This window comes from Streptomyces sp. YS415, assembly GCF_023544665.1.
Taxonomy (GTDB): Bacteria; Actinomycetota; Actinomycetes; order Streptomycetales; family Streptomycetaceae; genus Streptomyces.
In genome coordinates this window covers 1-25,867 of the sequence record NZ_JAMJFL010000014.1, presented here as the reverse complement: position 1 = coordinate 25,867, position 25,867 = coordinate 1, and the positions used below count along the sequence as shown (strand labels likewise).

General features: G+C 70.8%; 24 protein-coding genes and 2 tRNA genes. 9 read left to right on the top strand and 17 right to left on the bottom strand.

Going from position 1 to position 25,867, the window contains the following annotated elements; all coding sequences use genetic code 11:
- Nucleotides 1-36: 36 nt before the first annotated feature.
- Together hisN and M8H82_RS19430 are read left to right on the top strand one after the other, a co-directional pair.
- Nucleotides 37-837, top strand: a complete 801-nt coding sequence (gene hisN, locus M8H82_RS19435) for a histidinol-phosphatase (protein WP_250075797.1) — start codon at nucleotides 37-39, stop codon at nucleotides 835-837.
- Between the two features lie 116 nt (nucleotides 838-953).
- A complete protein-coding gene (locus M8H82_RS19430; RefSeq protein WP_250075796.1) occupies nucleotides 954-1,346 on the top strand; it encodes a cyclic nucleotide-binding/CBS domain-containing protein in 393 nt (130 codons plus the stop codon).
- A 79-nt stretch (nucleotides 1,347-1,425) separates the two neighbouring features.
- On the opposite strand, the gene M8H82_RS19425 is transcribed toward M8H82_RS19430, so the two are convergent.
- Nucleotides 1,426-2,898, bottom strand: a complete 1,473-nt coding sequence (locus M8H82_RS19425) for a catalase (RefSeq protein ID WP_284049099.1) — start codon at nucleotides 2,896-2,898, stop codon at nucleotides 1,426-1,428.
- 142 nt (nucleotides 2,899-3,040) lie between these two features.
- On the opposite strand from M8H82_RS19425, the gene M8H82_RS19420 reads away from it, so the two are divergent.
- Complete coding sequence (locus M8H82_RS19420; protein ID WP_250075792.1) at nucleotides 3,041-3,460, top strand: Fur family transcriptional regulator; 420 nt, start codon at nucleotides 3,041-3,043, stop codon at nucleotides 3,458-3,460.
- 128 nt (nucleotides 3,461-3,588) lie between these two features.
- Here M8H82_RS19420 and M8H82_RS19415 read toward each other — a convergent pair.
- The 4 genes from M8H82_RS19415 to M8H82_RS19400 all read right to left on the bottom strand — a co-directional run bounded on the left by M8H82_RS19415 (nucleotide 3,589) and on the right by M8H82_RS19400 (nucleotide 8,803).
- Nucleotides 3,589-3,662, bottom strand: a tRNA-Met gene (locus M8H82_RS19415).
- An 87-nt stretch (nucleotides 3,663-3,749) separates the two neighbouring features.
- Nucleotides 3,750-5,543, bottom strand: a complete 1,794-nt coding sequence (locus M8H82_RS19410) for a tetratricopeptide repeat protein (RefSeq protein ID WP_250075790.1) — start codon at nucleotides 5,541-5,543, stop codon at nucleotides 3,750-3,752.
- Nucleotides 5,544-5,751: 208 nt separating this feature from the next.
- A tRNA-Met gene (locus tag M8H82_RS19405) sits at nucleotides 5,752-5,825 on the bottom strand.
- A 41-nt stretch (nucleotides 5,826-5,866) separates the two neighbouring features.
- Nucleotides 5,867-8,803 carry a UPF0182 family protein gene (locus M8H82_RS19400; protein WP_250076145.1) on the bottom strand — a complete coding sequence of 979 codons (2,937 nt, stop codon included), beginning with the start codon at nucleotides 8,801-8,803 and terminating at the stop codon, nucleotides 5,867-5,869.
- Between the two features lie 164 nt (nucleotides 8,804-8,967).
- Here M8H82_RS19400 and M8H82_RS19395 point away from each other — a divergent pair, with 164 nt between their 5' ends.
- Complete coding sequence (locus tag M8H82_RS19395; protein ID WP_250075788.1) at nucleotides 8,968-9,510, top strand: PPA1309 family protein; 543 nt, start codon at nucleotides 8,968-8,970, stop codon at nucleotides 9,508-9,510.
- 16 nt (nucleotides 9,511-9,526) lie between these two features.
- Here M8H82_RS19395 and M8H82_RS19390 read toward each other — a convergent pair whose 3' ends face one another.
- From M8H82_RS19390 to M8H82_RS19380, 3 genes are all read right to left on the bottom strand, one after another.
- On the bottom strand, nucleotides 9,527-10,621 hold the full coding sequence (locus M8H82_RS19390) for a PDZ domain-containing protein (protein ID WP_250075786.1): 1,095 nt from the start codon (nucleotides 10,619-10,621) through the stop codon (nucleotides 9,527-9,529).
- A 315-nt stretch (nucleotides 10,622-10,936) separates the two neighbouring features.
- A complete protein-coding gene (locus M8H82_RS19385; RefSeq protein ID WP_250075783.1) occupies nucleotides 10,937-11,398 on the bottom strand; it encodes a molybdenum cofactor biosynthesis protein MoaE in 462 nt (153 codons plus the stop codon).
- A gap of 133 nt (nucleotides 11,399-11,531) precedes the next feature.
- Complete coding sequence (locus M8H82_RS19380; RefSeq protein WP_250075782.1) at nucleotides 11,532-12,644, bottom strand: SDR family oxidoreductase; 1,113 nt, start codon at nucleotides 12,642-12,644, stop codon at nucleotides 11,532-11,534.
- A gap of 193 nt (nucleotides 12,645-12,837) precedes the next feature.
- Between M8H82_RS19380 and M8H82_RS19375 the strand changes: the two genes are divergently transcribed.
- Nucleotides 12,838-14,265: a zinc-dependent metalloprotease gene (locus tag M8H82_RS19375; RefSeq protein ID WP_250075780.1), complete on the top strand. Its 1,428-nt coding sequence runs from the start codon at nucleotides 12,838-12,840 to the stop codon at nucleotides 14,263-14,265.
- Nucleotides 14,262-14,777 carry an NUDIX hydrolase gene (locus M8H82_RS19370; protein WP_250075779.1) on the top strand — a complete coding sequence of 172 codons (516 nt, stop codon included), beginning with the start codon at nucleotides 14,262-14,264 and terminating at the stop codon, nucleotides 14,775-14,777. The genes M8H82_RS19375 and M8H82_RS19370 overlap by 4 nt, the downstream gene beginning before the upstream one ends.
- A 44-nt stretch (nucleotides 14,778-14,821) precedes the next feature.
- Here the strand turns inward: M8H82_RS19370 and M8H82_RS19365 are convergent, their stop codons facing one another.
- The 4 genes from M8H82_RS19365 to M8H82_RS19350 form a co-directional block, all read right to left on the bottom strand.
- Nucleotides 14,822-15,577: an AIM24 family protein gene (locus M8H82_RS19365; protein WP_250075777.1), complete on the bottom strand. Its 756-nt coding sequence runs from the start codon at nucleotides 15,575-15,577 to the stop codon at nucleotides 14,822-14,824.
- Nucleotides 15,578-15,593: 16 nt separating this feature from the next.
- Complete coding sequence (locus M8H82_RS19360) at nucleotides 15,594-16,274, bottom strand: AIM24 family protein (protein ID WP_015657951.1); 681 nt, start codon at nucleotides 16,272-16,274, stop codon at nucleotides 15,594-15,596.
- Nucleotides 16,275-16,287: 13 nt separating this feature from the next.
- A complete protein-coding gene (locus M8H82_RS19355) occupies nucleotides 16,288-18,021 on the bottom strand; it encodes a TerD family protein (RefSeq protein ID WP_250075776.1) in 1,734 nt (577 codons plus the stop codon).
- Between the two features lie 132 nt (nucleotides 18,022-18,153).
- A complete protein-coding gene (locus tag M8H82_RS19350) occupies nucleotides 18,154-18,750 on the bottom strand; it encodes a M48 family metallopeptidase (RefSeq protein WP_250075773.1) in 597 nt (198 codons plus the stop codon).
- Nucleotides 18,751-18,987: 237 nt separating this feature from the next.
- Here M8H82_RS19350 and M8H82_RS19345 point away from each other — a divergent pair, with 237 nt between their 5' ends.
- Both M8H82_RS19345 and M8H82_RS19340 read left to right on the top strand, forming a co-directional pair.
- Nucleotides 18,988-20,205 (top strand): TOMM precursor leader peptide-binding protein, encoded by a 1,218-nt coding sequence (locus M8H82_RS19345; protein ID WP_250075770.1) that lies wholly within the window; start codon nucleotides 18,988-18,990, stop codon nucleotides 20,203-20,205.
- On the top strand, nucleotides 20,198-21,565 hold the full coding sequence (locus tag M8H82_RS19340) for an AarF/ABC1/UbiB kinase family protein (protein ID WP_250075768.1): 1,368 nt from the start codon (nucleotides 20,198-20,200) through the stop codon (nucleotides 21,563-21,565). The genes M8H82_RS19345 and M8H82_RS19340 overlap by 8 nt, the downstream gene beginning before the upstream one ends.
- Nucleotides 21,566-21,569: 4 nt before the next feature.
- Here M8H82_RS19340 and M8H82_RS19335 read toward each other — a convergent pair whose 3' ends face one another.
- The 5 genes from M8H82_RS19335 to M8H82_RS19315 all read right to left on the bottom strand — a co-directional run bounded on the left by M8H82_RS19335 (nucleotide 21,570) and on the right by M8H82_RS19315 (nucleotide 25,466).
- Entirely contained in the window at nucleotides 21,570-21,779 is a 210-nt protein-coding gene (locus M8H82_RS19335; RefSeq protein WP_250075766.1) for a hypothetical protein, read from the bottom strand.
- A 135-nt stretch (nucleotides 21,780-21,914) separates the two neighbouring features.
- Nucleotides 21,915-22,238, bottom strand: a complete 324-nt coding sequence (locus M8H82_RS19330) for a hypothetical protein (RefSeq protein ID WP_250075761.1) — start codon at nucleotides 22,236-22,238, stop codon at nucleotides 21,915-21,917.
- Nucleotides 22,235-22,603: a WhiB family transcriptional regulator gene (locus M8H82_RS19325; RefSeq protein ID WP_250075759.1), complete on the bottom strand. Its 369-nt coding sequence runs from the start codon at nucleotides 22,601-22,603 to the stop codon at nucleotides 22,235-22,237. Before M8H82_RS19325 ends, M8H82_RS19330 begins: the two co-directional genes overlap by 4 nt.
- Before the next feature lie 172 nt (nucleotides 22,604-22,775).
- Entirely contained in the window at nucleotides 22,776-23,105 is a 330-nt protein-coding gene (locus M8H82_RS19320) for a hypothetical protein (RefSeq protein WP_250075757.1), read from the bottom strand.
- A 165-nt stretch (nucleotides 23,106-23,270) separates the two neighbouring features.
- Nucleotides 23,271-25,466 carry an ATP-dependent DNA helicase UvrD2 gene (locus tag M8H82_RS19315; RefSeq protein ID WP_250075755.1) on the bottom strand — a complete coding sequence of 732 codons (2,196 nt, stop codon included), beginning with the start codon at nucleotides 25,464-25,466 and terminating at the stop codon, nucleotides 23,271-23,273.
- Nucleotides 25,467-25,650: 184 nt separating this feature from the next.
- On the opposite strand from M8H82_RS19315, the gene M8H82_RS19310 reads away from it, so the two are divergent.
- On the top strand, nucleotides 25,651-25,867 hold a 217-nt coding region (locus M8H82_RS19310; RefSeq protein WP_250075753.1), incomplete at its 3' end, for a mycoredoxin.

The window sequence follows — 25,867 nt, the reverse complement described above, 5'->3', positions numbered from 1 at the left end:
GGCCTCGTACGACGACCGGCGGCTACCGTTCACCACATGCCCGACTACCACGACGACCTCCGCCTCGCCCACGTCCTCGCGGACGCCGCCGACGCCGCCACCATGGCCCGCTTCAAGGCGCTCGACCTCAAGGTCGAGACCAAGCCGGACATGACCCCGGTCAGCGAGGCGGACAAGGCGGCGGAAGAACTCATCCGCGGCCAGCTCCAGCGCGCCCGCCCCCGGGACGCGATCCTGGGCGAGGAGTACGGCATCGAGGGCACCGGGCCCCGCCGCTGGGTCGTCGACCCGATCGACGGCACCAAGAACTACGTCCGCGGCGTGCCCGTCTGGGCCACCCTCATCTCCCTGATGGAGGCGGGTGAGGGCGGTTTCCAGCCCGTCGTCGGCGTCGTCTCCGCGCCCGCCCTGGGCCGCCGCTGGTGGGCCGCGAAGGGCCACGGCGCCTACTCCGGCCGCAGCCTCACCTCCGCGAGCCGCCTGCAGGTCTCCCGTGTCTCCCGGATGAGCGACGCCTCCTTCGCGTACTCCTCGCTGAGCGGCTGGGAGGAGCAGGGCAGGCTGAACGGCTTCCTGGACCTCACCCGCGAGGTCTGGCGCACCCGCGCGTACGGCGACTTCTGGCCGTACATGATGGTCGCCGAGGGCTCCGTGGACATGTGTGCCGAACCCGAGCTCTCCCTGTGGGACATGGCCGCCAACGCCATCGTCGTCACGGAGGCCGGCGGCACCTTCACCGGCCTCGACGGCCGCCCGGGGCCGCACAGCGGCAACGCCGCCGCCTCCAACGGCCTGCTCCACGACGAGCTCCTGGGTTATCTCAACGAGCGCTGCTGAGCCTCACGCGCCCTCTTGTTGACCCCCTCTTTGCCTGCCACTCTGAAGGCACCCGCCCTTGTGCATTTGTGAAACGGTGAACGAACGGCGGGACCCCACAGGAGGTGGCTGCATCCATGCTCGTCCGCGACGCCATGAGCACCGTGGTCCTCACCATCGGCCCCACCCATACCCTTCGCCAGGCCGCCGCGCTGATGTCCGCCCGCCGGGTGGGCGCGGCCGTCGTCCTCGACCCCGACGCCGGCGGCATCGGCATTCTCACCGAACGCGACATCCTCAACTCCGTCGGCCTGGGCCAGGACCCGGACGCGGAACACGCCCACGCCCACACCACCACCGACGTCGTCTTCGCGGCACCGTCCTGGACGCTCGAGGGAGCGGCCCAGGCGATGGCGCACGGCGGCTTCCGCCATCTGATCGTCCTGGACCACGACGAACCCGTCGGGATCGTCTCGGTCCGCGACATCATCGGCTGCTGGGCGCCGCTGCGGCAGCAGATCCCGGCCTGACGCGCACGCGAACGGGCCGGACCCCCTTCCCCGGGAGGTCCGGCCCGCTTCGGCAAGCGATCCAGTGCTGGTGGGTGTGTCAGCCGCGCAGGGCCTGGACCGCGGCCTCCAGCCGCTTGCCGAAGTCCCCGTCCGCGGTGCGGAAGTTGCCGATCGCCCGCTCGACGATGTCCTCGCGCGAGACCTTCGCGATGAAGCCCGCCAGGTTCTCGATCAGGCGCTCCTTCTCGTCGTCGGACATCAGCCGGTAGAGGTTGCCCGCCTGCACGAAGTCGTCGTCCTCGGCGTGCACGGGCGCCGGGTGGTTGCCCGTGCCGCCGGCGAAGCCGTCGTAGGACTGCCACAGCGGGCGGCCGGTCTGCGCCGGGCCGCCGAAGCTGTTCGGCTCGTAGTTCTTCGCGCCGCCGTGGCGGCCGTCGTAGAGGAGGCCGTCGCGGGAGTGGGTGCGCGCCTCGGTGGCGTGCGGGCGGTTCACCGGCAGGTGGTCGGCGTTGATGCCGACGCGGTAGCGGTGGGCGTCGCCGTAGGCGAAGAGGCGGCCCTGGAGCATCTTGTCCGGGGACGGGCCGATGCCGGGCACGAAGTGGGCGGGGCTGAAGACCGACTGCTCGACCTCGGCGAAGATGTTCTCCGGGTTGCGGTTGAGCTCCAGCTTGCCGATCTCGATCGGCGGGTAGTCCGCGTGCGGCCACACCTTGGTGAGGTCGAACGGGTTGAAGCGGTACGTCGCCGCCTCCGCCGCCGGCATGATCTGCACCTGCACGGTCCAGCTCGGGAAGTCGCCGCGCTCGATGGCCTCGCGCAGGTCCCGCTGGTGGGAGTCGGGGTCCTCGCCGGCGAGCCGGTTGGCCTCGGCCTGGGTGAGGTTCTTGATGCCCTGGTCGGTCTTGAAGTGGTACTTGACCCAGAAGACCTCGCCGGCCTCGTTGTTCCACTGGTAGGTGTGCGAGCCGAAGCCGTCCATGTGCCGGTACGAGGCGGGGATGCCCCGGTCGCCGAAGAGCCAGGTCACCTGGTGCGTGGACTCCGGGCTCAGGCTCCAGAAGTCCCAGACGTTGTCCGCCTCGGTGGAACCCGTGTACGGGTCGCGCTTCTGGGTGTGGATGAAGTCCGGGAACTTGATCGCGTCCCGGATGAAGAACACCGGGGTGTTGTTGCCGACGAGGTCGTAGTTGCCCTCCTCGGTGTAGAACTTCAGCGCCCAGCCGCGCGGGTCGCGGACGGCGTCCGCGGCACCGAGGTTGCCGGCCACCGTCGAGAACCGCAGGAACGTCTCGTTCTGCTTGCCGACCTCGGAGAGGAACTTGGCGCGCGTGTACCGCGTGACGTCGGCGGTCACCGTGAAGGTGCCGTAGGCACCGGCACCGCGGGCGTGGACCACACGCTCCGGGATGCGCTCACGGTTGAAGTGGGCCAGCTTCTCCAGGAGGAGCTGGTCCTGCACGAGCACGGGGCCACCGACGCCCGCGGTCTCACTGTTCTGGTTGTCGGCCACCGGTGCACCGGCCTCCGTAGTGAGCGGTCCCTGCGTCACGTCTGCCTCCTGCGCCATTCCTTGCCCCGACTGTCCCGGGCCTTGCCTGTCCCTGACCTAAAGCCGTTACCGATCCTAACCTAGACAATGTCTAAGTCAAATAAGGTTCCAAAGTCACACCTATTCGGGATCTGGTCCTCCTGCTGTTAAGCTGGTGCGCATGAGCGACCTTCTGGAACGACTGCGCGGACGTGGATGGCGGATGACCGCGCAGCGGCGCGTCGTGGCCGAGGTACTCGACGGCGAACACGTCCATCTGACGGCCGACGAGGTCCACGCCAGGGCAGTCGCCAAGCTGCCGGAGATCTCTCGCGCGACCGTCTACAACACCCTGGGCGAGCTGGTGACCCTCGGTGAGGTGCTCGAGGTCGCCACGGACAAGCGCGCCAAGCGGTACGACCCGAACGCGCACCGTCCGCACCACCACCTGGTCTGCGCCCAGTGCGGCGCGATCCGGGACGTCCACCCGACCGGCAACCCGCTGGCCGACCTGCCCTCCTCGGAGCGCTTCGGCTTCACGGTCTCCGACGTCGAGGTGACGTACCGCGGCCTCTGCCCGAACTGCGCGGCGGTCGCGTAACCAGACGCCCGCGAGGAGCCCCGGCACCGTTTCGACGGTGCCGGGGTTTTTTGGTGGCCGCCGGATGACATCGGCCGGGGCAACACCAAGGGCCGGAACCCTGATGGGTTCCGGCCCTTGGTCTTCAGTAGCGGGGACAGGATTTGAACCTGCGACCTCTGGGTTATGAGCCCAGCGAGCTACCGAGCTGCTCCACCCCGCGTCGGTGAATGCAACGTTACGTCAAGGCCGCGTACGGAAGCAAATCGCTTTACGCGGGAGCGCCAGCAGGAAGATCTCCGGGGCCGCGCTACGCCGACAGTTCCTCCCGCAGGGCGTCCCGCAGCCGGGCCGCCCGCTGCGCGACCTCCCCCGGCCCCAGGGCCACCGCCCGGTCGGCCCACCGCTGCCCCTCCGCCAGCTCCCCGCGACGCGCGTAGACCAGGGCCAGCCGCAACGCCGCCCGACCGTGCCCGGCATCCGCGGCACGCGTCCACCACACGGCGGCCTCCGGCTCACTGCCCTCCCGGGCAAGCAGCAGCCCGAGGTTGAAGGCGCCGTTCCGGGAGCCGGCCTCCGCGGCCTCCCGGTACCACCGGGCCGCCTCCACGACATCGCCCCGCGCGGCGGCCAGCATCCCCACCCGCACCTGCGCCCGCCGGTGCCCCTGCCCGGCGGCCCGCTCGTACCACTCCTCGCACTCGCTCTTCTCGTGCACGGCCTCCCCGAGCTCATGCGTGGGCGCCGGCGGGCGCCGGGCGTCCAGCACGGTGGCCAGCCGGTACGCGGCCTCCGCGCTGCCGCCACCCGCGGCGCACCGGAGGTACCGCTCGGCCCCGCTCTCGTCCCCGTCCCGCAGCCGGGCGATGCCGACCTGGAGCGCCGCCTCCGTATGACCGGCGGCGGCGGCCCGCTCGTACCACCGCAGCGCGACGGCGTCCTCCCCCCGCCCGGCGAAGAGAATGCCCAGGTTGAAGGCGGCGTCGACGCTGCCCGCCTCCGCGGCCTTGGAGAACCACGGCTCGGCGCCGGCGGTGTCCCCGCCCTGCAGCAGCAGGATGGCGAGCGCGTTGGCCGCCTCCCGGTGCCCGGCGTACGCCGCGCGCCGGTACCACTGCTCGGCCTGGGCGGTGCGCGCCTGCTCGGCGCAGAGCAGCCCGAGGTTGTACGCGCCGTTCACATCACCGGCGTCCATCGCGGCCCGGTACCACCGCTCGGCGGTCTGGGTCTCGCCCCGCTCGGCGTGCAGCGCGCCGAGCGCGTTCGCGGCGTTCCCGTCGCCCTCCTGAGCGGCGCGCAGCCACCACACGGCGGCGCTCTCGGTGTCTCCGGCGTCGCGCAGCAGGAACCCGAGCGCACAGGCGGCGCGTGCCTCGCCGTCCTTGGCGGACGTCAGGTACCAGCGCCCGGCCTCCCGCAGTTCCCCGCGCCGCTCCAGGATCGCGCCCAGGTGCAGGGCGGCCCGCCGGTGTCCCCGCGCGGCGGCCTGGCGGTACCACTGCTCGGCCTCCGCCCCGGCGCCGACACCGTTGTCACCGTCGGTCTCCCCCGCGCCCCGCCGGTCCAGCGCTCGGGCCAGCCGGTACGCGGCCTCCCGGTGCCCCCGCTCGGCCGCCGCCCGCATCCACTGCTCGGCCGCGGCGTCACCGCGGTGCTCCAGCAGGTCCGCGAGCGCGTACGCGCCCAGCGCGTGCCCCTGCTCGGCGGACTGGCGCAGCCAGTACTCGGCGGCCGGCTCGTCCCCGCGCTCACGGTGGTGGCGGCCCAACGCGTGCGCGGCCGCGGCCGATCCGGCGACGGCGGCGACCCGCCACCAGCCCGCGGCCTCGTCGGCGTACCCGCGCTGATGAAGGAGGACTCCCAGGTTGTTGGCGGCGGCGCGGTCCCCCGCGGCGGTGGCGGCACGCAACTGGGGCTCGGCTCCGTCGAGATCACCGCGGCGCAGCAGCAGGGCGCCGAGGACGCTCATCGCCTCGGCGTCACCGGCCTCCGCCGCGAGCCGCAGGCTCAGTTCCTCGGCGGCCTCACCGGCTTCGTCCCGGTCGGAAGACTGCACAAAACGCCCTGTCTCCAACAGAGTTGCCTTGTCCCCCATAACGTCCATCGTCGCACCACCTGCAACCTGGGTACACCTCGTATACCGCAGCCAGTGAGGTCACTTCAGCGTTTTGTCGACATGCCCACAGAGAGACAAGTCAAACACAGATGGGCCAACTCCCCATCGCGGCACGGCCGTACCCACCCCTCGGCACATGCGTTCGCACATCACGAAGGCCCGGATCCCTGTTGAGGATCCGGGCCTTCGCCATCAGTAGCGGGGACAGGATTTGAACCTGCGACCTCTGGGTTATGAGCCCAGCGAGCTACCGAGCTGCTCCACCCCGCGCCGTTGTTCTTGAACAGTATCACGGCGCGGAGTGGGCTTGATCAGCTGCTGTCCGGGCTGGGACTGGGGCTGGGACTCGCGTCCCCGCCGTCACCGGACTCGCCGGCCTGGGCATCCTCCGCCCGCCGCAGCGCGTCCTCCAGTGCCTCCTGCGCCCGGCCGTACGCCTCCCAGTCGCCGTCCTTCAGCGCCTGCTGGCCGTCCTCGAAGGCCTTCTGGGCGTCGTTCAGCGCTTCTTGGACCGTCGGGTCCTCGGTCGACGGCGGTGGCGTCGGCTTGCTGGGGTCACCGTCGTCCTCCGGTGGCTCCGTGGCCGAACCCTTGGCTCCGAACACCTTGTCCAGAGCCTCGTCGAGGGTGTTCTCGAAAGCGGTCGTGCCCTGGTAGGTGACCAACACCTTGCGCAGCAGTGGGTACTTGAGACCACCGCCGCGCACGTAGACCGGCTCGACATAGAGCAGTCCGCCGTCCAGCGGCACGGTCAGCAGGTTGCCGTACTCGATCTCCGAATCGCCGCCTCTGATCAGCCGGACGAACTCGGCGATGTTCTGCTGCGAGTTGGAGTTGAACTGGCTCTGCACCTGTTTGGGGCCGTCGACCGTCGAGCTGGTCGGCACCTTCAGGATTCTGATCTTGCCGTAGTCGCTGGTGCCCGCCTCTGAATCGACGGCCATGTACGCGCTGAGGTTGTCCCTGCCGTTCGGCGTGAACGTCGTCGTCAGCGAGAACGCCTGCGCCTTCTGGTCGGGCATCTTCATGCTCAGGTAGTACGGCGGCACCGCGTTGCCCGACTTGTTGGTCGGGTCGTCGGGCACCTGCCACACCTCGCTGCCGCTGAGGAATGTGTCGGCGTCCTGGACGTGGTAGCGGGTCAGCAGCTCGCGCTGGACCTTGAAGAGGTCCTGCGGGTACCGGAGATGGGCCATCAGCTCGGGCGAGATCTCGCTCTTGGGCTTCACCGTGCCCGAGAAGGCCTTCATCCAGGTCTTCAGGACCGGGTCCTGGGTGTCCCACTGGTAGAGCTTGACCTCACCGCTGTACGCGTCGACGGTCGCCTTCACCGAGTTGCGGATGTAGTTGACCTGGTTCTGCTGGGCCACCACCGCGCGGGAGTCGTTCGTCGCCGTCAGCGAGTCGGCCGTCGTGTCCCCGAGGGTCGTACGGGACGCGTACGGATAGCCGTTGGTGGTCGTGTAGGCGTCGACGATCCACTGGATCTTGCCGTCCACGACCGCCGGGTAGGCGTCACCGTCGATGGTCAGCCAGGGGGCGACCGCCTCGACGCGCTCCTTGGGCGTGCGGTTGTAGAGGATCCGCGAACCCTCGCCGATGGCCCCGGAGTACAGGATCTGCGGCTCGCTGAACGCCACCGCGTAGGCGGCGCGGTTGACCGGGTTGGAGAGGTTGACCCCGCTGTTGCCCTCGTAGCTGTAGGTCTTCTCACCGGAGTCGTCGGAGTAGTCGATCTCCTTCTGGGGACCGCCGACGATCGAGTACGTCGAGGTCTTCTCGCCGTAGTAGATCCGCTGCTGGTACTTGCCGAGATCGCCCTTGGAGGGCAGGTCGGACTCCGTGAAGACCGGGCGACCGGGCGAGGTGCCCTCGGTGGCCTCGGTGCCCTTGGCGGCGACCACGCCGTAGCCGTGCGTGTAGCGGAAGTGGCTGTTGATCCAGTTCTGCTTGTCGACGCCGCCGAGGTTCAGCTCGCGCAGACCGATGACCGTGTCCTGGTCCTTGCCGTCCTTGCTGTAGCGGTCGACGTCCAGGTTGGTCGGGAACGCGTAGTACTTCCGCATCTGCTGGAGCTGCTGGAATGTCGGCGAGACGAGATTCGGGTCCAGGATGCGCAGGCTCGCGGTCGCGTCCACATCGTCGCGCAGCTGCGTCTTGTCCTCGGTGTTGCTGGTGCCCGGGTAGTCGTCGACCTCCGCGTCGTCGATGCCGTACGCCTCACGCGTCGCCTGGAGGTTCTTCTCGACGTAGGGCGCTTCCTTGGCCTGCTCGTTCGGCTGGACCTGGAACTTCTGGACGATCGCCGGGTACAGGCCCCCGATGAGGATCGCCGAGAGCACCATCAGGCCGAAGCCGATGACGGGCAGCTGCCAGGTGCGCCGCCACAGCGTGGCGAAGAACAGCAGGGCGCAGATGACCGCGATGCAGAACAGGATCGTCTTGGCCGGCAGGTAGGCGTTGGCGTCGACGTACCGCAGACCGGTCCAGTTGTCGGTCGCCTTGAAGTCGCTGGACTTCACGGCCAGGCCGTACCGGTCGAGCCAGTAGGCGACCGCCTTCAGCGCGACGAAGATGCCGAGCAGCACCGACAGATGTCCGGTGGCCGCCGAGGTGGCCCGCGCGCCGGGGCTGGTGATGCGCAGCCCGCCGTACAGGTAGTGGGTGAGCGCGGCGGCGATCAGGGACAGGATCGCGGCGGCGAAGCCGAAGCCGAGCAGGAACCGGTACCAGGGCAGGTCGAAGGCGTAGAAGGAGACGTCCAGATTGAACTGGGGGTCCTTCTGCCCGAACGAGACGCCGTTGACCCACATCAGCCAGGTCCGCCACTGGCCGGAGGCGGACGCGCCGGCGATCAGTCCGACCAGGGCGGTGATCGCGAGCAGCAGCCACTTCTTGTACGGCGCGATGCCCATGCGGTAGCGGTCGAGGCTCTGCTGCTCCATCGACATGGCGCTCAGCGGCGGGCGCAGCCGGTGCGCCAGCCAGATGTTGAGGCCGACCGAAAGGGCCATCAGCAGGCCGAAGACGAAGAAGAGACCGATCTTCGTCCACAGGGTCGTCGTGAAGACGGACGAATAGTTCACCGACCGGTACCACAGCCAGTCCGTCCAGAAGCCCGCGAACATGGTGAACGCCATGCCGAGTACGGCAAGGACGCCCAGCGTCATGAGCAGGGTCCGGACACGCCGGGACGGGCGGCCCACTCTGATCCGTGGCCCCGTCGGGCCTCCGCCGCGGTCCGGCATCTGGAAAGCCAAGGTGCGCACCTCGAAGTTCGCTGTTGATCCGTCAGGCCCTGGTCTGATCGAGCCCTCCGGGGGGCCTCGTGATCGTAGGCCCACACCTATGCAACTTACTCACGCTTTACTCGGTTCCCGATTCCGGGTGGGAACGAGGCAGGATTGTGACCATGTCCAACACTCCCATGGCGGCGAGCCCGCTCACCCGGGCCGTACTCGAGATCGACGAGTACGCCTCCGGCCTCGGCTGGGACCAGCCCGCCCGTCTGTTCGCCCTCGTAGACACCGCACGGCTGCGGGCCCAGGAACCCGGTCTCGCCGCCCAGCTCGGCCTGGAGGACGAGCAGGCGACCTCCGCCCTGACCCCCATCGAGCAGGACGAAGTGCCCACGGGCAAGCCGCTCGACGAGTTCCTCGGCACCATCGCCTGGCCCGACGCGGTGACCGGCTGCGCGCTCACCGTGGAGCGGCTGATGCTGCCGCCGTCCGCGGAGGCGCAGGTGCCGCAGGATCTGAGCGGGGCCGCGCTGACGAAGTGGGTGGCGAACCACCCCGAGCGGCAGGAGGTCCGGATGACGGTCGCCGTGCTGCGCGACGGCACCCGGGAGTCGGCCCTGCGGCTGCGCGAGAAGGACACGCCGACGGAGGTCCTGACGGGCAAGGACCTGGTGCCGGGTCTGGCGGAGGCGCTGACGGCGACGTTCGAGGACTGAGGTCCCGGAGGTCGTCCTAGCCGGCGCTGCACTTCGGCAGGTCGGCGGTGTCCCCGGCGCGGATGTCCTTCAGGGCACCGAGCGCGTCGTCCATGGTGCCGACCTTGACCAGGGTGAGCCCGTCGGGGGTGTCCCGGGCGGCGGCCGCGCAGTTGGCGGCCGGGGTGAGGAAGTACCGGGCGCCCTTGTCGCGGGCGCCGACGGTCTTCATCTCGATGCCGCCGATGGGGCCGACCTTGCCGTCGTCGTCGATGGTGCCGGTGCCGGCCACGAAGGAGCCGCCGGTGAGACTGCCCGGGGTGAGCTTGTCGTAGATGCCGAGCGCGAACATCAGACCCGCGCTCGGCCCGCCCACGTCGGCGAGCTTGATGTCGATGCTGAACGGGAAGGTGTGGTCCGTCCCGGCGGAGATCCCGACGATGGCGCGCTTCTCGCCGCCGTCGTCGGCCTCCGCGGTGGTGATCGTCACCTTCTGCGTCCTGGTCGCCGCCCGCTGCTCCTTCTCGGCCGCGGCCTGTTCCTTGGCGGGCACGATGGTGAATTCGACGGCCTCGCCGGGCTGGTGCTCGGTCACCAGTTCGGCGACGTCGGCCGGCTCCCGCACGACCGTGCCGTCGACGGCCTTGATCACATCACCGGCGTGCAGCTTGCCCTCGGCCGGGGAGTCCTTGACGACCGTGGAGACGATCACCCAGGACTGCACCGGGATGTCCAGCGACTCCAGGGCGGCGACCTTCGCGCTCTCCTGGGACTGGCTGAACTCCTCGGCGTTCTCCTGGGTGGACTGCTCCTCCGTTTTGCCGTTGGGGTAGAGCGTCTCGTGCGGCACGACCTTGTTGTCGTGCGCGAGCCAGCCGTAGACCGCCTCGACGAGGTTCATCCGGTAGTCGGCGCTGGTGACGCGGACCGTGGTCATGTTCAGATGCCCGCTGGTGGCGTACGTCTTGCGTCCCGAGATCTGCAGCACCGGCTCGCCGCCGTGGTCTCCCAGGGTGTTCACCGTCGGCCCCGGGGACATCTCCGAGTACGGCACGGGGATGAACACTCCCGCGCACAGGAGCGCGATCAGCATCAGGGTGGAGGCGAGCATCGTCGCGGTGCGGCGTGGCATGCCTCGACAGTACGGGACACCCCTGTCGGCGTCCCGTCAGGGCCGAGTCTTCTCCATGGCCGCGCGGAACCGGGCATATCCGTCCAGCTCAGGACCGTCGCTACGGGCCTTCCGGGTCCGGTGGGCCCAACTGCCCCACAGACCGGCGCCGATCGCAGCGACAAGCGGAATCAGCAACCAGGCGAGCGCCGCCATGCCGTCCTCCCAACCCCGATGAGCGACCGCAACTGACTGATCAGCAGATTAACCATCCGCAGTGACAACGCTCGGGGCAGGGGTGCGGTTACGCAACCGGACAGGCAGGCGGGGCACGGCTCAGCAGGCGCCGACCCACTCCTCGGTGCCGTCGGAGAACTTCTGGTGCTTCCAGATGGGCACTTCGTGCTTGAGATCGTCGATCAGCTTCCGGCAGGCCTCGAAGGCCTCACCGCGATGGGGGCAGGAGACGGCGACGACCACGGCCAGATCGCCGACCCGGAGATCCCCGATCCGGTGCACCGCGGCGAGCGCCCGCACCGGGTACGCACCGACCACCTTCTCGGCGACCCGCCGCATCTCGCTCTCGGCACTGGGATGACAGGAGTACCCCAGCTCGTCGACGTCGGCACCCCCGTCATGGTTGCGCACGGTCCCGACGAACAGGGCGGTCCCCCCGGCGGCGTCGTCCCCGACGGCCCGGAAGACCTCGTCGAGCGAGAGCGCGGTCTCCCGGACGGCGATCAACTTGATGGGGTCCTGCCCGGCCAGCTCGCCGGGGTGGTCGTTCATGGGTGCCATGCCCCCATCGTGCCCCACCCGGAGGAACCCGCGGAATACCGAAATCACCCGGCACACACGCGTGCGGCTTTGGAGCCTCCTACAGGCGGCGGCTGCCGACGGCAGCCGGGCCGTGGCGGCAGCGGGCGCCCCGTCAGATCCGCCGCCGGGCCTTCCGCGCCCGCCGCACGACCGCGGCCGCGCCCAGCAGGGCCACCGTCGCCCCGGCCGCCCCGGCAGCCGTCGCGTCCTTCCGGCCGAGCCGCCGTCCGGCCACCGTGTGCCGCCCGGTGACCTCCTCCAGCAGCTGGGCCAGCACCTCTTCGTTGGTCCACCGGGGCCGCCAGCCGGCGGCGTGCAGCCGGCTCCCGCTCACCACCCAGGGGTACATGGTGTAGGCGAGGTCCCCGGCCGGCGACGGCGTCAGCCCGATCCGGTGCAGGCGGGCCGCCGCTCCGAGCGCGACCGCGGAGGGCAGCTCCATCCGCCGGATCCCGCTGAGCTCCTCGACCTCCTCCTGCTCCAGCCAGCCGTCGCACCCGACGGCGAGCTCTCCGTCGACCTTCTCCAGGACGGCGTACTCCAGGGCGCTGCACAGGTCCTCGACATGGCAGAACTGCCAGGCCGGCCGCGACCCGGCCACCACCAGCAGCCGTGGCGACTCGAAGTACCTGGTCAGCGCGGTGTCGGTGCCGCCGACGAGAACGGCGGGCCGCACCACGGTCACATTCAGCCCCGGATGCGCCCGGGGCGCCCGCCGGGCGAGCCGCTCGACCTCCAGCAGATCCCCGACACCGGTGGCCTCCGCGGTCGCCCGCAGCTCCGCGTCCTCGGACAGCGGCAGCTCGTTGTCGGGAAGGGCGCCGTAGACCATCGCGGACGTGCAGAGCACGACCCGGTGCACCCCGGCCGCCGCGGCGGCGGTCAGCACGGTCTGGGTCCCCCGGACGTTGTAGGCCGTCCGGGCGGCGCCGTCGGTCTCCAGATCGAGGTCGAGCGCGAGATGGACGACCACGTCGGCGCCGCGCAGCTTCTCCGCGATGGCCGGATCCCGCACGTCCAGGATGTGCCACAGCGCGTCCGCGCACTCGCCGCGCCGCTCGTCGATGGCGATGACCTGCTTGATCTCCTCGGACGCGGCCAGCCGCTCGGTGAGCAGCGCTCCTACGCCGGACGCGGCACCGGTGACCGCCACGACGGGCCCGCGCGCGGCGGGACTGCTTGACTGGTTTCGCGCTGCGCGAACCTGCGGATCAGGGGAACTCACCGGGCGTCTCCAGCGGTTGTCTTCAGTACGGGCGCGAGTGACGCGTCCGTACCAGGTGGCATCCATCCTGCCGCAGGCCGAGAGTCGGCGAAGCACCGAGGCCCTATCCGCGCTTGGTGTCTACGCTGGGTGGTGTTATCGGGCAGTCGTGCCGTCGGAGCAGAACCGGCGGCCTTACCAGCCGAGGAATCCCGTGAGTGACACCCCATTCGGATTCGGCCTTCCGCCGGAGGAGCCGGACGACGGCGACGAGGGCAAGAAGAAGGACCAGGAGAGCGGTGGTGGTCAGGGACCTGCCAACCCGTTCGGTTTCGGCGACCTGCCCGGTGGCGGGGGCTTCGGCGGCCCGGGCGGTCCAGGTGCCGACAACCCGTTCGCTGCCATGTTCGGCTCGCTGAACCCCACCGACCTGGGCGCCGCGTTCCAGCAGCTCGGCCAGATGCTCTCGTACGAGGGCGGCCCGGTGAACTGGGACATGGCCAAGCAGATCGCCCGCCAGACGGTCTCCCAGGGCACGTCGGACGGCACCAAGGACGCGAGTGTCGGCCCCGCCGACCGCACCGCCGTCCAGGAGGCCGTCCGCCTCGCCGACCTGTGGCTCGACGACGCGACGTCGCTGCCCTCGGGTGCCGGCTCCGCGGTGGCGTGGTCCCGCGCGGAGTGGGTCGAGGCGACGCTGCCGGCCTGGAAGGAGCTCGTGGACCCGGTCGCCGAGCGCGTCGGCACCGCCATGGGCGATGTCCTGCCGGAGGAGATGCAGGCCATGGCGGGCCCGCTGATCGGCATGATGCGGTCCATGGGCGGCGCCATGTTCGGCACGCAGATCGGGCAGGCCGTCGGCGTGCTCGCGGGCGAGGTCGTCGGCTCCACCGACATCGGCCTGCCGCTCGGTCCGGCCGGCAAGGCCGCGCTGCTGCCGGTCAACATCGACGCCTTCGGCAAGGACCTGGGCGTGCCGAAGGAGGAGGTGCGGCTGTATCTCGCCCTGCGCGAGGCCGCCCACCAGCGCCTGTTCACGCATGTGCCGTGGCTGCGCTCGCACCTGTTCGGCGCGGTCGACGGCTACGCGCGCGGGATCAAGGTCGACACCGCCAAGCTGGAGGACGTGGTCGGCCAGTTCGACCCGCAGAACCCCGAGCAGCTGCAGGACGCGCTGCAGCAGGGCATGTTCCAGCCGGAGGACACGCCCGAGCAGAAGGCCGCCCTGGCCCGTCTGGAGACGGCGCTGGCACTGGTCGAGGGCTGGGTGGACGCGGTGGTGCACGCGGCCGCGAAGCCGCGGCTGTCGTCCGCGGACGCGCTGCGCGAGACCCTGCGCCGCCGCCGCGCCTCGGGCGGCCCGGCCGAGCAGACGTTCGCCACGCTGATCGGTCTGGAGCTGCGTCCGCGCCGGCTGCGCGACGCCTCGCGTCTGTGGGCGTCGCTGACGGACGCGCGCGGGGTGGACGGCCGGGACGCCCTGTGGTCCCACCCGGACATGCTGCCGACGGCGACCGACCTGGACGACCCGGACGGCTTCGTCCACCGCGAGCAGCTGGACTTCTCCGAGCTCGACAAGATGCTCGGGGAGGCGGCGGACGGCTCCGCCGGGAAGCCGGAGAAGGACGACGACTCCGAGTGACTCTGCACGGCGACGCGGTCCAGGTGCTGAAGGCCTACGAGGACCAGCAGGAGCTCCGCCAGGTCTACCTGGACCATCTGGACGGCCATCCGGACGGCATGTGGAAGAGCTGCGGGGACGGGCACATCACGGCAAGCGCCCTGGTGATCGACCCGGAGCGTGAGCGCGTCCTGCTCACGCTCCACAAGAAGCTGCGCATGTGGCTCCAGATGGGCGGTCACTGCGAACCCGGCGACGACACGCTCGCGGGCGCCGCGCTCCGGGAGGCCACGGAGGAGTCGGGCATCCCTGCGCTGCGCCTGCTGCGCGGCACCCCGGTCCGCCTGGACCGGCACCGGACGCCCTGTGCATGGCACCTGGACGTGCAGTACGCCGCCATAGCCCCGAGCGGGGCCGTGGAGGCGATCAGCGACGAGTCGCTCGACCTGCGCTGGTTCGCCTACGGCGAGGTGGCGGACGTGGCGGACGACTCCGTCGTACGGCTGCTCGACGCGACCCGCGCGAGCCTGTGACGCCGTGAGGGGTGACCGCCCTCGCGGTCACCCCTCACCCGGTCTCAGCTCCAGACGTTGCCCTGGTTCTGGCCGCGGGCGCCCTGCTGGCCCATGCCGTACTGGGCGGCGACGCCCGAGCCGAGCTGGGCGTTCTGCGGCGGCAGCAGCTCGCTGGGCTGCACCAGCGCGTAGCCGCTGCCCATGAAGCTCAGCTCCCAGCCCTCGCCGGTGTTGCCACGGCGCCGCCACACCCCGGAGGAGTGCGTCTGGGCCTGCATCTGCACGCGCAGACTGGTGGACCAGGCGACGATCGCGTCGGCGTCGCAGTTGACGTACTTGTCCGGCGTGACCTGCATCATCAGCGGCATGCCCGAGGTCATCAGGGCGACCTTGCCGCGGCCGGTGATGTTGAGCTGGTACTTCCCGGAGCCGGAGATGCCGTAGAGGCTGTCCACCGCGATGACCTCGTGGTGCAGCGAGGAGTCCATCGCCAGCACATAGCTGCTGTCGACGGTCAGCCCGTCCTGGTCGACGTCCATCAGATGGATGTGCTGCTTGAGGTTGGCGAGGTAGACCGTGCCCTGCCCGTGGCAGCGCATCAGGTCCAGGCCCTCACCGGTGTGGGCGCGCGAGCGTCCCTGGTCGTTGCTCTGGTACTCGGCGTCGAACTCGATCAGGCCCTGGTAGGCGACCATGGTGCCCTTGCGGGCGAGGATGTCGTCGTGGCCCTCCAGGGTGAGCCGGAGCATCTGCTTGTTCTGCAGGCTCCAGCGCTCCTGGGTCTGCTGGTCGTTGTGGGCGAAAAGCGAACTCTGCATGGTGTGGTGCTCCCCCTCAGCCCCGGACCCGGAGACGGTCGGTGCTGTCCTCGCTGGGCTGGACGACGACGATGCCCTGGCCGGAGAAGGCCATCTGGTACGCCTCGCCGCTGCCCCGGCCGATCAGCGACTGCGCCTTGAAGCTGCGCTTGCCCTTCACCTTCAGGTTCGGGGACCAGGCGACGAGTGCGTCCGGGTCGACGTACGTCTCGTTCTCGCCGCCGCCGCAGTCGACGACGATCGGCTTGCCCCGGGAGGTCAGCGCGACCCAGCCCTGCCCGGAGATCTTGGTGTTCCACAGGCCCTGTCCGGCGAACTTCGCCAGGCCCTTCACCCGCTCGACGCCCCAGGTGAGGTGGGCGTCGAAGGCCAGCAGGTTGGTGGCGTTGACGGAGATGCCGTCGCCGTTGAGGTTGATCACGACGACGTTCGCGCCGTAGTCGGCGAGGTAGAGCAGTCCGTCGCCGGAGCACTTCATCAGGGGCGCGCCCTCGCCGGTCATCCAGTCCTTGGCGATCTGGCGCACGGCCGGCGGGTTGGGCTCGTACTGGACGAACCCTTCGTAGGCGACCATCGACCCCACGCGCGCGAGGAGGTCGTTCCCCGTCTGCATGGCGACCTTCAGCATGTGGTTGCCGTGGTTCTCCATGCGGGCGGTCACGGGCGCGGGAGCGTAGCCCGCGAGCGGCTGGTTCATGACGGGCTCTCCCTCAGATCTCGTACGGCTGGACGACGATGAAGTTGCCGGGAGCGGCCCGGAACTGGAGATTGACGCTCTCTCCGGTGTCGCCGGGGTAGGCGTTGCGCCGCATCCGCACCTGGCTGGAGACGACCACCTGGGCGGCGGCCGACCAGGCGACCACGGCGTTGCAGTCGGCGAACGTCGTGGGCGTGACCGGCAGCACCACGGGCGTGCCGTGCGTCTTGACGACGATCGTGCCGGTGCCGGTGAACTGCATCGTGAACAGCGCGCCGCCGGGGATGCCGTGCCCCTCGATGCGGCGGACCTCGTACTGGAGGCTCTCGTCGAAGGCGAGGACGTTCTCGGCGGAGACGCAGATCCCGTCACCCTGGAGCTCGATGGGGTGCAGCATCGTGGAGTTCTCGGCGAGGAACACCTGGCCCTGGCCGGTGCAGCGCATCAGCTGCATCTCCTGGCCGGTGGCGTTGCCCGCGATCCGGCCCGCGAACCCGGCGCCCTTGTAGCTGAAGTCGACCTTGCCCTGGTAGAGCACCATGCTGCCCTGCCGGGCCAGCACCGGCTGACCGCCGATGCCGAGGTCGACCCGGACCATCTTCTTGTTCTGCTGCGTCCAGCGCTGCCCGGTGGGCGTCTCCCTGAACTGGTCCAGCGCGCCGGCCACGCCGGGCGCCTGGGCGCCGTGCGGGGCGGCCTGGCCCGGGACCTGTCCGTACGCGGGCTGCTGGCCGTAGCCGGGAGGCGGCGCCGGCTGGCCGTACCCCTGCGGTGCCTGCGGGGCCCCGGGCTGGCCGTAGCCCGGAGGCAGCGGTGCGCTCGGCGGCTGGCCGTAGGGCTGCTGCTGAGGCGGCTGGCCGTACGGCTGCTGCGGCTGAGGCGGCTGGCCGTAGGGCTGCTGCGGCTGGGCGGGCTGGCCGTAGGGCGCGGGGGCCGGAGCCGGCGGGGGGACCTGGGTGCCGCCGGGCGGTGTCATCGGCGCGATGATCGTCGGCTGGGCGTGGACCGACGGCGCCGGGGCCGGTGCCGGCGGCGGGGGCGTGGCTCCCGGCGGGGGCGCGAAGCCCTGGTGGGCGGGCTGCGGCGCGGGGGCCGGAGCGGGTGCGGGTGCCGGAGCCGGGGCGCCGAAGGCGGGGGGCGCGGTGGCCTGCGCCGGGGGCGCGAACCCGGGATTGGCACCGGGCTGCGGCTGCTGCGGGGCCGGAGCGGGAGCCTCCTCCTCCGCGACCTCGCCGCCGAAGTTCTTCAGCAGCGCGTCCAGACCGCCGTCGAAACCCTGTCCGACCGCGGCGAACCGCCAGACGTCCTTCAGATAGAAGTCGCCCAGCATGACGGCCCGCTCGGTGCTGAACTCCGAGCCGTTGAACGCATACCGGGCGACTTCCTCGCCACCGGCCACGATGCGGATGTATCCGGGGTTGATCTGCGACATCTGCCCGGCGCCGTCGAGTGTCGCGGTGAACGACAGCTTGTGGATCTGCGGCGGGATCCGGTCCAGCGTGACCCGGAAGGACTCCGTGTCACCGGCCTGCGCGCCCAGGAGCTGAATGGACTCCTCCGGGGACTTCGGCTGGTTGAAGAAGACGAAGTAACGGTCGTCCGAGAGCCGTTCATCGGCGTCGAGACCGAAACAGCTGATGTCGAAGGTCAGACCGGGACCGGAGATCTGCACGCCTACGTACAGATCCGTGCCCGCGGTGAGGTCACTGATCCTGGCCTTGTGGCCGCGTTGGAATTCCCTGGCCATGCGTAACGACCGTCCCCCATCCCGAATACAAGTGCGTCGCGACAGGCTAACGGCAAACTCGGACACCGGACGATGTCGGTACAGAGCCGGTACAGAACCGGCGCCCCTCGGTACCGGAAGGTCGGCGGGCGGTCACTCTCCGCTTGTGCCGGGCAGGTGCGGCAACCGATCGGCGGCGACCACTCCTTCGAGGTACCCCCGGGCCCGCTCGGTCCGCGGATACGCCTCCAGCAGCCGCCAGAACCGGGGGCCGTGTCCGGGCACCAGCAGATGACCCAGCTCGTGCAGCAGGACGTAGTCGACGACGTACTCGGGCATGCCCTGGAGGCGGTGCGACAGCCGGATGCTGCCCTCGGACGGGGTGCACGAGCCCCAGCGGGTGTTCTGGTTGGTGACCCAGCGGACCGAGCTGGCCCGGGCCCGGCCGTCGAAATACTGGGCGGAGAGCCGCTCCGCGCGCTCCGCGAGCTCGGCGTCGCCCAGCACCCGCTTGCTCTCCTGGGCGGCCAGCTTGTCGAGCATGACGCTCACCCAGCGCCGCTCCTCCGCCTCGGACATGCGCGCGGGGATCAGCACGACGGTGCGATCGCCCTCGCGGTACGCGGAGACCGTCCGGCGCCGACGGGAACTTCTGCGCACCTCGATCGCGCTCGCCCCCGAACCGTTCGGCGGCGGGCTCGGCGTGCGGCGCTGTGGCGTTCCGGCGCGGTGCAGTGGGTCGACGGACACGCCCCGACGTTACCCGCTGCACACGGGGGAAGTCCCGACTCCGGTACGGTTCCGCGCCGAGACCCCACCAGGCGTTTGATTTGTACGAAGATTTCCGCGGCCTGTGGACAACTTTCGGCGCCGGACCCCGCCTGCGGGCATGCTGGCTCTTGCCGGGGCGACCGCGACCGACTGCTACGGGCAGGCGACGACGGCCCTCGGCACACGGGGACGAACCATGACTTACGGGGGCCTGTCATGCATCCGATGGTGAAGCCGGCGCTCAGGCGCGGCTGGCGCGACCTCAACACCGTGCAGTTCGGGATGACGCCCGCGCACGCGATGACGCTCGGCCCGATGGACACGGCGACCGGCAGCTTCCTCGACCTGCTCAACGGCACCCGGGGGATGGACCTCCTGCGCGCCGAGGGACGGCGGATGCGCCTGCCCGACGGCCATGTCGACGGGCTGGTGACGCGGCTGACCCGGGCCGGGCTGCTCGACGACGCGCGCGGGGGCGGCCCCCGCGGTGCCGAGCTGCGCGGGAGGAAGGAGGCCATGGACCGGCTCCGCCCCGACCTGGCCTCGCTCTCCCTGACCACGTCCGAGCCCGGCGAGGCCATGCACCGGCTGACCGCCCGCGGCTCCCTGCGCGTCCAGGTGCGCGGTGCCGGCCGGGTGGGGGCGGTACTGGCCTCCCTGTTGTCCGGTGCGGGCGTCGGCGAGGTCGAGGTGCGCGACGGCGGCCGGGTCGAGCCGTGGGACGTGGCACCGGGTGGACTGGCCGCCGAGGCGATCGGCGAGCGCCGGGAGGAGGCCGCCCGCCGGGCGGTACGCCGGGCCGCCCCCGACCGCCCGCCCCGCCGCGGCCCGGGGTCGGGGCCCGGTGACGCCGACCCGGGACACTCCCTGGTGATCCTCGCCCCGCGGGACGAGGTCGGGGTGCACGCGCCGCTGCCCTCCACCGCCGAGCCGCTGATCGCTTCCGGCACTCCTCATCTGTACGCCGGAGTGGTCGAGGGAACCGGTGTCGTCGGTCCGCTCGTCCTGCCGGGCGAGACCGGCTGTGCGGGCTGTCTCCACGAGGGCCGCACCGACCGGGACCCGGTCTGGCCCCGGCTGGTCGCCCAGTGGCGTTCCGGCGTGGGCCGGGCCCGCCCGGTGCCGGCCTGCGACCTGGCACTGGCGGCGATGGTCGCGGGACTGGCGGCGGCACACGCCCTGGCGTTCCTCGACGGCGGGACCCCGTCCAGCGCCGGCGCCCGCTGGGAGGTGTCGCTGCCCGGTCTGACCTGGCACGCGCGCCCGGTCTGGGCCCATCCCGCATGTCCGTGCGGGGCCGCGGAGAAAGGTAAGGAAGGACACACACCCAAGGAGGGGGAGGCGCACGAGACAATGGCGGAGCAACGGCCGTCAAGAATGTCACGCCGTCAGGCAGACGCACGGCCGGCTGGGACCTGGAGGGCGCATGTCTGATCTTCCCCGCAAGGCGGTCACCCGCACCGCCAAGCTCGCCGCGCTCCCGCTCGGCTTCGCCGGACGGGCGACCTGGGGACTGGGCAAGCGAATCGTGGGCGAGTCCGCGGAACTCGTCGGCAGAGAACTGCAGCAGCGCACCGCCGACCAGATGTTCAAGGTGCTCGGCGAGCTCAAGGGCGGTGCGATGAAGTTCGGGCAGGCCCTGTCCGTGTTCGAGTCGGCGCTGCCCGAGGAGGTCGCGGGTCCCTACCGCGCGGCCCTGACGAAGCTGCAGGAGGCGGCGCCGCCGATGCCGACCCGCACGGTGCACGCGGTGCTCGCCGAGCGGCTCGGGGAGGACTGGCGCGAACTGTTCGCCGAGTTCGACGACAAGCCCTCCGCTGCGGCCTCCATCGGCCAGGTGCACCGGGCGGTGTGGCAGGACGGCCGTGCCGTGGCGGTCAAGGTGCAGTACCCCGGGGCCGGTGAGGCCCTGCTCTCCGATCTCACCCAGCTGAGCCGGTTCGCCCGGCTGCTGGGGCCCCTGGTCCCCGGCATGGACATCAAGCCGCTGATCACAGAGCTCAAGGACCGGGTCTCCGAGGAGCTGGACTACGGCCTCGAGGCCCAGGCGCAGCGCGCCCACGCCGAGGAGTTCGCGGACGACCCGGACGTGGTGGTTCCCGACGTGGTCCACCAGTGCGACCAGGTCCTGGTCACCGAGTGGATCGACGGCATACCGCTGTCGGAGATCATCGCGGACGGCACCGAGGAGCAGCGCGACCGTGCCGGCCAGCTGCTGGCCCGCTTCCTCTTCTCCGGTCCGGCCCGTACCGGCCTGCTGCACGCCGACCCGCATCCCGGCAACTTCCGCCTCCTGCCCGGCGGCCCGGACGACGAGGAGGAGTGGCGCCTCGGGGTCCTGGACTTCGGCACGGTCGACCGCCTCCCCGGCGGCCTGCCCACCCCGATCGGCGAGTCGCTGCGCATGACCCTGGACAGCGACGCGGAGGGCGTCTACGAACTGCTGCGCCGGGAGGGCTTCGTCAAGGAGTCCATAGAGCTGGACCCGGACGCCGTCCTGGACTACCTCCTCCCGATCATCGAACCGGCCGAGGTCGACGCGTTCGCCTTCAGCCGGGGCTGGATGCGCAGTCAGGCGGCCCGGGTCGCCGACCCCCGCTCCCCCGCCTACCAGCTGGGCAAGCAGCTCAACCTGCCCCCCGCCTACCTGCTGATCCACCGGGTGACGCTGAGCACGATCGGTGTCCTGTGCCAGCTGGGTGCCACCGTCCGGCTGCGGGAGGAGCTGGAGGAGTGGCTGCCCGGATTCGTCCCGGAGGAAGAGGCCCCGCAGGAGTCGGCCGCGGAGGCCTGAGCCGCTACCACCAGGAGGAGTCCAGCCGCCCCTCGATCGCTCTGAGGTTCTTCCGGGAACAGACGTCGCAGAAGTAGCGGCGCTCGCCGTTCTCCACGGAGAAGGTCCAGGTGGCCTGCGGGCCCTCGGCCGTGGCGCCGCACCCGGCACACATCAGGGGTTGCGGCTCCGGGGCGGAGCCGGCGTCGTCACTGCCTCCGGGAAGACTCGTCACCCCGCGACGATATCGCCGCCGTCGGCGCCTCCGCGGAGACAACGCACCGCGGGGGCCGGTCCGTTCGGACGGACCGGCCCCAGCGGGGAGCTGCTTCCTCCCGTGCCGGGAGGCGACTGGCTTCAGTCGGATCGGTTACTGCATGACCGCCATGGCGATCGCGCGGCGGGCGCGCATCGAGGCACGCTCGGCGCGGCGCTGCATACGGCGCGCGGTCACCAGGCGCTGCGCCTGGCGTTCCTGCTCCGCCGCGTGCAGGCGCTCGTGCATATGCGCACGTGCCAGGGCTTCTGGGATGAGTTGCATTTCGCGGGTCCTGTTCTGGCGCGAGTCGAACGCGCCGGTGGTGGTGAAGTCTTCAGGCGTGGCGCCTGCGTGCTCGTTGAGGGACGGCTTCATCGGGGCCTGCTTCTTGGGGTCGTGCGTGAGGGGGCGGTCGATCGTTCCTGGGGTGTTCATGCCATGACCGGGTTCTTGCGCGGGCGGCCGCGCGGCCGCTTCCGGGCGACGACGACACCCTGGACGAACAGCTCGCCGCCCCAGACGCCCCAGGGCTCGCGCCGCTCCTTGGCGCCGGCGAGGCAGGCCTCCATCAGCGGGCAGGTGCGGCACAGGGACTTGGCGTACTCGACGTCCGCGGGCGACTCGGCGAAGAAGACCTCCGGGTCGTAGGAGCGGCACGGGACGGGAACGCCCAGGTTCTCGATGGCGTCGTCGAGCGCGGTGAGCGCGGTGAGCGGGGTCAAGGTGGAGTCCTCCGTGAGGCCGGGCGGGGGGAGCGTTTCGGAAGGCGGTACGGACGGGGCGTGCGCTTCGAGTTGCACGGGTCGTCTTCCTCGTCTGTCGTTCCGGTCGGGTGGGACCGGGTGGCGGTGGTACCGGGTTCTTTTCTTGTCCCGAGGCCCCTTCGCTCCGTCGTCCCCGTTCGGGGACAAACAGAAGGGCCGCGGATCCCGGATGGGGTTCCGCGGCCCTGAAGGCGCCGGCCTGAATCAATCAGGCTGGATCACTCCAGGGTTCTGGCCCACGGAAGGCCCACATCTGGTGGTGCTGCGTCGTCTGCTTCCGGAATCCGGCACCGGTCGCCGTAAAGGCATAGGCGTGTGCCTGTGCCACTACTGCCGCTTCCAGTGCCTTGGTCGGTCGCTCATTCCGCTCGCGGACAGGAAGACCCGCGAGGGACAGGGAGGCGGCCGGACGGACGGCACGGATGCCGGACAGACCGGTGCCGTCGTTCGAGGCGCCGAGCATGCACAGGGAGGCGATGACCGAGGGATCGGTCAGTTTCACGGTGCTGACGATGGAGCTGCTGTTGATGCTGACCACTGGACTCGCCTCCTCTCGGCGTCTAGAGGGACTGGGGTGAGCCAGTCCGACGGGTATGCAAGTACAACACGGAATTGGGGCCTCCAGGAAGGCCTCCGTTCCAATGCCTAAGAACCTATGGGGATTGCTGGGGCATGCGCAAACTATTTCTTCGACGAGTTCGCATCAGTGCCCGTCTTCTTCTTCCCCAGGCTCCCGGCCTGCGCAGATGGCCAGGACATCGGCACCGTAGCGGTGGAGCTTGCGCACGCCGACGCCGGGGATCCGGGCGAGGTCGCCCTCCTCCTCGGGGCTCGACTCGGCGATCGCCATCAGTGTCTTGTCGGTGAAGACGCAGAAGGCGGGCTGGCCGCTGCGCTGCGCCTGGTCCGCGCGCCATTCCCGGAGCCGCTCGTACAGACCCTCGTCCATGTCGGAGGGACAGTCCTCGCAGCGCATCAGTTTCATCTCACCGGCGTCGGTGAGGGTGCGTCCGCAGACCCGGCAGCGCGCGACGGTGCGCTGGGTGCGGCGCGGGGCGGCCTGCGGTCTGCTGGTGAAGCCGCGCTCCACGCCCCCCGACCGGAGCGCGCCGGCGCGTCCCGCGGTGCCGGTGGAGCCGGGGCGCAGTCCGTCGAGGAAGCGGCTGGGCCGGCGGTTGGCGCGGCCGCCGGGTGAGCGGGCGAGGGACCAGGAGACATGGAGGTGCTCCCGGGCGCGGGTGACGCCGACATAGAGAAGCCGACGCTCCTCCTCGATCTGCTCGTCGGTCTTTGCGTAGGTGATCGGCATCATGCCCTCGGCGACACCCACCAGGAAGACGACGTCCCATTCCAGGCCCTTGGCCGAGTGCAGGGAGGCGAGGGTGACGCCCTGGACGGTGGGGGCGTGCTGGGCGCTCGCCCGTTCGTCGAGCTCGGCGACGAGGTCACCGAGGGTGGCGGCGGGTCTGGCGGCGGCGAAGTCCTGGGCGAGGTTGACCAGGGCGGCCAGGGACTCCCAGCGCTCTCTGACGGCGCCCGATCCGGCGGGCGGCTCGCTGGTCCAGCCCTCTCCGGAGAGCACGGCGCGCACCTGGGAGGGCAGGTCCACGGCGTCGTCGAGGAGGGAGTCGTTGCCGCCGAAGCGGGCCGCTCCGCGCAGCGCGATCCCGGCCTTGCGTACCTCGGGGCGGTCGAAGAAGCGCTCCGCTCCGCGCAGCTGGTAGGGGATCCCGGCGTCGGCGAGGGCCTGCTCGTACGTCTCGGACTGGGAGTTCGTGCGGAACAGGACGGCGATCTCGCTGGCCGGGACGCCGGAGTCGAGGAGTTCGCGGATGCGGCGCGCGGCACCCTCGGCCTCGGCGGGCTCGTCGGGGTACTCGGCGTAACCGGGTTCGGGGCCCGCCTCGCGCTGGGAGATCAGCTCCAGGCGGTGGTCGGCGGCGCGGCCCCGGGCCTGGGCGAGCAGGCCGTTGGCGAGGTGGACGACCTGGGGGGTGGAACGGTAGTCGCGGACCAGCTTGACGACGGTCGCGCCGGGATGGCGGATGCGGAAGTCGAGCAGATGATCGGGGGTTGCTCCCGTGAACGAGTAGATCGTCTGGCTGGCGTCCCCGACCACGCACAGGTTGTCGCGGTCGCCGAGCCACAGCTCCAGCAGCCGCTGCTGGAGCGGGCTGACGTCCTGGTACTCGTCGACGACGAAGTGCTGGTACTGGGAGCGGACCTGCTCGGCGATGTCGTGGCGGTCCTGGAGGATCGCCACGGTCAGCAGCAGCACGTCCTCGAAGTCGATGACGCCCCGCTCGCGCTTGAGGTCCTCGTAGGCGGAGTAGAGCTGGGCGATCTCGGCCGGGTCGCGAGGGGTGTCGCGGCCTGCCTTGGCCGCGGCGAGCGCGTAGTCGGCGGGGACGGTCTGGGTGACCTTGGACCATTCGATCTCGCCGGTGGTGTCCCGCAGCTCGCCCCGGTCCAGGCGGATGCGGCAGGCGGCGGCCGCATCCGCGACGAGCTGGATCTTGCGGTCGACGAGCCGGGGCATGGAGCCACCGATCGCTTTCGGCCAGAAGTACTGGAGCTGCCGCAGGGCCGCCGAGTGGAACGTCCGGGCCTGGACGCCCCCGGCGCCGAGCTGGCGGAGCCTGCCGCGCATCTCTCCGGCGGCCCGGTTGGTGAAGGTGACGGCGAGCACGCTGGACGGCTGCAGGATCCCGGCGCGCACTCCGTAGGCGATGCGGTGGGTGATCGCGCGGGTCTTGCCGGTGCCGGCCCCGGCCAGCACGCACACCGGTCCGTGCAGGGCGGTGGCCACTTCGCGCTGCTCGGGGTCGAGTCCCTCGAGCACCGCGTCGGCCGAGTCCGGTACCTGCGGGAAGAGCGGGGAGTGCGTTGCTGCTGTCACACAGCCATGCTGCCAGGTCGTGGGTGACGGGTGAGCCGGTTGTCCACAGGCAGGGGCCCGCAGTCGTACTAATGCGGCAGGCGTCACGTCCGCGGCCATACCCCGGGCGGGAATGGCGGGCCGGGCGCGTGCGTTCCCTCTTCGGACGACCTGGTCCCCGAGCCATCGAAGGAGCGCGCGAGACATGCAGGGCACTGTGACGATGTACAGCACCACCTGGTGCGGCTACTGCCAGCGGCTGAAGAAGCAGCTGGACCGCGAGGGCATCGCGTACACCGAGATCAACATCGAGCAGGACCCGGCCTCCGCGGCGTTCGTCGAGAAGGCCAATGGCGGAAACCAGACGGTGCCGACCGTGCTCTTCCCGGACGGCTCGACCCTCACCAACCCGTCGCTGGCGC